Here is a 6,416-nt window from a genome sequence, read left to right as displayed (position 1 = left end):
ACTGATGACAGGTGCATAACACGCTCTAGAGCCGTGGGGGGGGGGGGGGGGGGGGGGGGGGGGGGGGGGGGGGGGGTGGGGGGGGGGGGGGGGGGGGGGGCGGGGGCGGGGGGGGGGGGGGGGGGGGGGGGGGGGGGGGGGGGGGCCACGGCTCTAGGCTCTCGTTTTGACGCGCGCTCTTGCGACGAACCGGAGCCACTTCGTCGGAGAGCGCTCCAGTCTCAGTCCTTGGGCGCCGGGAAGTGCCGGGCCAGCACGGCGCGGACCTGTGCCACCATGTCGGCCTCGGGGCAGGAAACCTGCGCCGGCCGCGCCGCCTTCCACTCGGCGTTGCTGCCGATGCTCTCGGCCGCCCGCGCGCCCTCGATCAGGTCCTTGATCTGGACCTCGCCGGCCAGGCGCTCGTTCGAGCCCTGGATGATCGCCGCCGGGGCGCGGCGCCGGTCGGCATACTTCATCTGCGCCTTCATGCCGGCGGCGCCGAGATAGAGCTCGGCCCGGATGCCGTCGGCCCGCAGCAGCGCGACCAGCCGCTGGTAATCGGCCATGTTCTCGCGGTCGAGGACCAGCACCACCACCGGGCCGGGGGTCTCGGTGCCGGCGAGCAGCGGGCTCTTCACCAGCTGCAGCGCCGAGAACAGCCGCGAGACGCCGATGGAGAAACCGGTGGCCGGCACCGGCTCGGCCCGGAACCGCCCGACCAGGCCGTCGTAGCGGCCGCCCCCGGCCACCGAGCCGAAGCGCACGGTCTGGCCGTCCTCGTTTGTGACCGGGAACGTCAGCTCGGCCTCGTAGACCGGGCCGGTGTAGTATTCGAGTCCGCGCACCACGCTCGGATCGGCGCGGATCACGTCGTGGCCGTAGCCGGCGGCGGCGCAGAGCCGCATGATCGCGTGCAACTCGGCGATGCCCTCGCGGCCGGTCTCGGACCCGCCCACCGCCTCGTGCCAGCCGGCGAAGAACTTCTCCCAGAAGGCCATCTTGTCGGCGCCGTCGCCGGCATCGGCCTGGAACGACACGTAGGCCAGGATCCGGGACACCGCATCGGCGTCGAGGCCCGCGCCCTTGGTGAAGTCGCCGCTCTCGTCCTTGCGGCCGGCGCCCAGGAGGTCGCGCACGCCGTCGACGCCGAGCCGGTCGAGCTTGTCGATCGCCCGCAGGACGGTCAGGCGCTGGCCGGCCTTGTCTGGGCCGGCGAGCCCGATCGCTTCCATGACGCCGTCGAGCACTTTGCGGTTGTTGACCTTGACCACGTACTGGCCGCCGAGCCCGAGCCGGTCCAGCGTGTCGGCCATCAGCATGCAGGTCTCGGCATCGGCCGCGACGCTGCCGGCGCCGACGATGTCCGCATCGAACTGCATGAACTGGCGGAAGCGGCCGGGCCCCGGCTTCTCGTTGCGGAACACGAAGCCGGCCCGGTAGCTGCGGTAGGGTTTCGGCAGCGCGTCGTAGTTCTCGGCCACGAACCGGGCCAGCGGCGCGGTCAGGTCGTAGCGCAAGGAGAGCCAGGCCTCGTCGTCGTCCTGGAACGAGAACACGCCGGCGTTCGGGCGGTCGAGGTCGGGCAGGAACTTGCCGAGCGCCTCGGTATACTCGACGAACGGGGTCTCCAGGGCCTCGAAGCCGTAGAGCTCGAAGCTCTTGCGGATCGTTTCCAGCATCCGACCCTGCGCGGCGATCTCGTCGGCGCGGCGGTCGACGAAGCCGCGGGGCAGGCGGGGTTTCAGGATTTCGGCCCGGCTCTCGGCCTTCGCGGTTTCGGGCTTGGACATGTGAACGCGTTCGCTTCCCGCGGACCCGGAGCCCGGGTCCGGTGTGAGTCGTCCCCGGCGCGGCGGGGATCCTGGGGCCGGGCTCTAGAGCATGATGGGCGAAAGGGGAATTCGGTTTCCGGGGTCTGGCTTGGCCGCGCCGTCGCTGAAGGTGCAATGACGCGACGCAACGGCCAGCCTTACGGATGACCGACTCACTCCCCAATCCTGAGGTACGGCGAAGCCGCCTCGAAGGAGGCCTCCAGCTGCCGCGCGATCCCTGGAGCCCTCCTTCGAGGCCTCCGCTTCGCTGCGTCGCCTCAGGATGAGGGGGAGGTGGGTTTGAGAAGAACGATTAATACGGCGCCGTCAGCTTGATCCAGAGCAGGACCGCCAGGCTGATGACGGCGATCGGCATCTGCAGCGGGCGCAGGCGGGCATGGGCGAGCGGCACCTGCCCGGCGCGCGCCGCGATCGGATCCAGGATCCCGATGGCCGCGTAGCCCAGGATCAGCATGGCCAGCGCCGGCACCGCCTTGCCCATCACGGCCGAGAACAGGCTGAACAGGCCGAGACCGTACAGGATCAGCATCGTCACGATCTGCGCGAGATGCGGGCCGCCCTCGGTGCGGAAGCTGACGCCCCGGTGGACGCCGGCCAGGAACAGCAGGATCGAGGCGGCGTACAGCAGGGTGAACAGGGCCACCAGGTAATCGAGGGGTTGGCCGTTCAGCCACCAGGTCGCGGCGGCGCCGGCCGCGATCGGCACCATCGGGCCGAAGCCGAAGACGATGTCGAGCCACGGGATCCGGCGCGGCTCGTGCGCGGTGATGGTGCGTCCGGTAGCGTCGTCGCGCATGTCGGTGGGGCCGGGCTCTCGGGTTGACGGTTTGCTGCGCTGCGGCGCCGGGACGGGGAACGGCCCCGCGGGAACGCGGTTCCGTGCAGAGCGCATTAGCGCCGCCGCGCCGGATTCGCGAGGTCCGGCGTGCGCAGAGGTGTTCAACGGATCGTGGCGGGGGGCGTAGGTTTCCGAGGGACGCCGTGGGTTTGAGAACAGGGCGCGTCTCCCTGGCCCCTCTGCGGGGGCGGGGATGCGCGGGAGGCCATGACGCCCCACTCCGCGACGATGCGGGCCCGTCGTCACCGCTCGCGCGTGCGTCAGACCAGCCCCGATCCATCAGCCCCTTGAGTGCAGTGGAAAAACGCGTTACTTTTGCTCTGCCCTCATCACAAGGTCAGCGCCGTAGCGCGCCCGTGAGCCGCGAGGGTCCTGCCGTACACGGTCCAGCCAAGACGATCTTCGGGCCCCTCGCTGTTCCAGCGCGGCCCGCTCTCCGGCGCCCGTCCCCCGGGTTGCTTGGCGCAGAACCGGCCCTCCCACCTTCTCCGTCGGTTGCAAGACACCCCATGACGCCACATCCCGACGCCTTCGCCGACCCCCTGGTCGATCCCGAGACCGCGGACCCGGCCGACGCGCCCGCCACCCAAGGAGCCGGTCAAGGGACCGTCGCCGCCCTCGAGGGTGTGCGCGAGGTCAAGCTGTTCGATCTCAAGGCCAAGACGCCGACCGACCTGACCGCTTTCGCCGAGGAGGTCGAGGTCGAGAACGCCTCGACCATGCGCAAGCAGGAGTTGATGTTCGCGATCCTGAAGCAGCTCGCTGCCAAGGAGGTCGAGATCATCGGCGCCGGCACCGTCGAGGTGCTGCAGGACGGCTTCGGCTTCCTGCGCTCGAACGACTCGAACTACCTGCCGGGCCCGGACGACATCTACATCTCGCCGACCCAGATCCGGCGCTTCGGCCTGCGCACCGGCGACACCGTCGAGGGCCCGATCCGCGGCCCCAAGGACGGCGAGCGCTACTTCGCGCTCCTGAAGGTCAACACGATCAACTTCGAGAACCCGGAGAAGATCAAGCACAAGGTCCATTTCGACAACCTGACGCCGCTGTTCCCGACCCAGCGCTTCAAGCTCGAACTGGACAACCCGCCCAAGAAGGATTTCAGCCCTCGGATCATCGACATCGTCGCCCCGATCGGCAAGGGCCAGCGCGCCCTGATCGTGGCGCCGCCGCGCACCGGCAAGACCGTGCTGATGCAGAACATCGCGCAGTCGATCACCATCAACCACCCGGAATGCTACCTCATCGTGCTGCTCATCGACGAGCGCCCCGAGGAGGTCACCGACATGATCCGCTCGGTGAAGGGCGAGGTCATCGCCTCGACCTTCGACGAGCCGGCCACCCGCCACGTGCAGGTCGCCGAGATGGTGATCGAGAAGGCCAAGCGCCTGGTGGAGCACGGCCGCGACGTCGTCATCCTGCTCGATTCGATCACCCGGCTCGGCCGCGCCTACAACACCGTGGTGCCGTCCTCCGGCAAGGTGCTGACCGGCGGCGTCGACGCCAACGCCCTGCAGCGGCCCAAGCGCTTCTTTGGCGCCGCCCGCAACATCGAGGAGGGCGGCTCGCTCTCGATCATCGCCACCGCGCTCATCGACACCGGCTCGCGCATGGACGAGGTGATCTTCGAGGAGTTCAAGGGCACCGGCAACTCGGAGATCATCCTGGACCGCAAGGTCTCGGACAAGCGCATCTTCCCGGCGATCGACATCACCCGCTCGGGCACCCGCAAGGAGGAGCTGCTGGTCCCGCCGGACGCCCTCAAGAAGACCTACGTGCTGCGCCGCATCCTCAACCCGATGGGCGTCACCGACGCGATCGAGTTCCTCATGGACAAGCTGCGCCAGACCAAGAGCAACGGCGACTTCTTCGACTCGATGAACACCTGACCGGGTCGGGGCCGGATTCGAGGGCTCCGCCTCCGAAACCCGCCGAAGGGCCCGGCCCTTTGGAAACTCAGGGTCGCGTTGACCTTCTCCTAACCGGCCGCTGCCATTGTCGGCCCCGGGAGCCAGGTTGCGTATCGGCTCCGCGACAGCCCCGCCGGCCGGTTCATCCCGGCGGCGGGGCTCGTCGCAGCCTTGCTTCGCAAGCGCGATCCGTGACACTGGCGCGATGCCCCGCTCGCCCTGGCTCCGTCCGGACCCGCTCCTCCTCGCCTCCACCAGCCCGACCCGACGCCTCCTGCTGGAGAGCGCGGCGCTTCCGGTGGAGACCGCGTCCCCCGGCATCGACGAGCGCGCGGTCGAGGCGTCGAGCCAGGACCTGTCGCCGCCCGAGCTCGCCCTGCGCCTCGCCCGCGCCAAGGCCGACGCGGTGGCCGCCCGCCATCCCGGCCGGGTCGTCCTCGGCGCCGACCAGGTGCTCGAACTCGACGGCACGGTCTTCCACAAGCCCCGGGATGCCGCGGAGGCCCGGGCCCAACTCGCCCGCCTGGCCGGCCACACCCACGCCCTGCATTCCGCGGTGGCGCTGGCCGGCGCCCTCGACGACGCCTTCGTGGAGACCGCCCGGCTGACGATCCGCCCCCTCGATGCCCGGGCGATCGCCGCCTATGTGGACTGTGCCGGCGAGGACAGGGTCCGCGCCAGCGTCGGCGGCTACCAGCTGGAAGGACCGGGCATCCACCTGTTCGAATCGGTCGCCGGCGATCACAGCACGGTGCTGGGACTGCCGCTGCTGCCGTTGCTCACGCGCTTGCGTGACGCCGGCTACCTGGACTTCTAGACAGGGTTTCAAAGGGCTCAGCCCATTGGCAGGGCTCCGCCCTGCACCCGCAAAAGGTCCCGGACCTTTTGAAACCATGATCCAACGGAGCACCGTCTTGGCCGGGCACGATCATTCCCACGGATCCCATTCCCATGGGGGGCACGGCGGCCATGGCGGCCACGCCCACGCGCCGAAGAATTTCGGGCCGGCCTTCGCGATCGGCATCGTGCTCAACACCGGTTTCGTGGTGGTCGAGGCGGCCTACGGCTATCTCAGCAACTCGATGTCCCTGGTGGCCGATGCCGGCCACAACCTCTCGGACGTGCTGGGCCTGGCCGCCGCCTGGATCGCCGCCATCCTGGTGCGCCGCCGGGCCAGCGCCCGGTTCACCTATGGCTATCGCGGCTCGTCGATCCTGGCGGCCCTGTTCAACGCGGTGTTCCTGCTGATCGCCATGGGGGCGGTGATCTGGGAGGCCCTGGTCCGGCTGGTCCATCCCGAGCCGGTAGTGGGCTCCATCGTGATGGTGGTGGCCGCCATCGGGATCCTGATCAACGGCGTCACCGCCTGGCTGTTCGCCAGCGGCGCCAAGGGCGACATCAACATCCGCGGCGCGTTCCTGCACATGGTGGCCGACGCGGCGGTCTCGGCAGGCGTCGTGATCGCCGGCCTGGTGATCCAGCTCACCGGGCTCAGTTGGCTCGACCCCGCGGTCAGCCTCGCCATCGCGGGCCTCGTGGTCTGGGCGACCTGGGGGCTCCTGCGCGACAGCGTGGCGATGTCGCTGGATGCGGTGCCGCCGGAGATCTCCCCGGAGGCGGTGACCGGCTTCCTGCGCGAGCGTCCCGGGGTGGTCGACCTCCACGACCTGCACATCTGGCCGATGAGCACCACCAGCGTCGCCCTCACGGTCCACCTGGTGATCGCCGAGGACCACCCGGGCAACGGCTTCCTCAACGAGACCGCTGAGGGCCTGCGCAGCCGCTTCGGCATCGGCCACGCGACCCTGCAGATCGAGGCGGCCGGCGGCCCGGCCTGCCGGCTCGCCGAGG

General features: G+C 70.0%; 5 protein-coding genes. 3 read left to right on the top strand and 2 right to left on the bottom strand.

The genetic code is table 11. The features are described from left to right. Positions 1-221: 221 nt before the first annotated feature. Complete coding sequence (gene hisS, locus FV228_RS17670) at positions 222-1,772, bottom strand: histidine--tRNA ligase (protein ID WP_147855827.1); 1,551 nt, start codon at positions 1,770-1,772, stop codon at positions 222-224. Positions 1,773-2,106: 334 nt separating this feature from the next. After that, positions 2,107-2,610 (bottom strand): DUF3429 domain-containing protein, encoded by a 504-nt coding sequence (locus FV228_RS17665; RefSeq protein ID WP_147855826.1) that lies wholly within the window; start codon positions 2,608-2,610, stop codon positions 2,107-2,109. A gap of 551 nt (positions 2,611-3,161) precedes the next feature. Between FV228_RS17665 and rho the strand changes: the two genes are divergently transcribed. The 3 genes from rho to FV228_RS17650 all read left to right on the top strand — a co-directional run. Then, entirely contained in the window at positions 3,162-4,544 is a 1,383-nt protein-coding gene (gene rho / locus FV228_RS17660) for a transcription termination factor Rho (protein ID WP_246693937.1), read from the top strand. Positions 4,545-4,770: 226 nt separating this feature from the next. Then, a complete protein-coding gene (locus tag FV228_RS17655) occupies positions 4,771-5,382 on the top strand; it encodes a Maf family nucleotide pyrophosphatase (RefSeq protein WP_147855825.1) in 612 nt (203 codons plus the stop codon). 76 nt (positions 5,383-5,458) lie between these two features. Further along, positions 5,459-6,416 (top strand): cation diffusion facilitator family transporter (locus FV228_RS17650; protein WP_147855824.1); only part of this gene is annotated, 958 nt, incomplete at its 3' end.

Source organism: Methylobacterium sp. WL18 (assembly GCF_008040015.1).
Lineage (GTDB): Bacteria > Pseudomonadota > Alphaproteobacteria > Rhizobiales > Beijerinckiaceae > Methylobacterium > Methylobacterium mesophilicum.
This window is presented reverse-complemented; position numbering and strand designations above follow the sequence as displayed.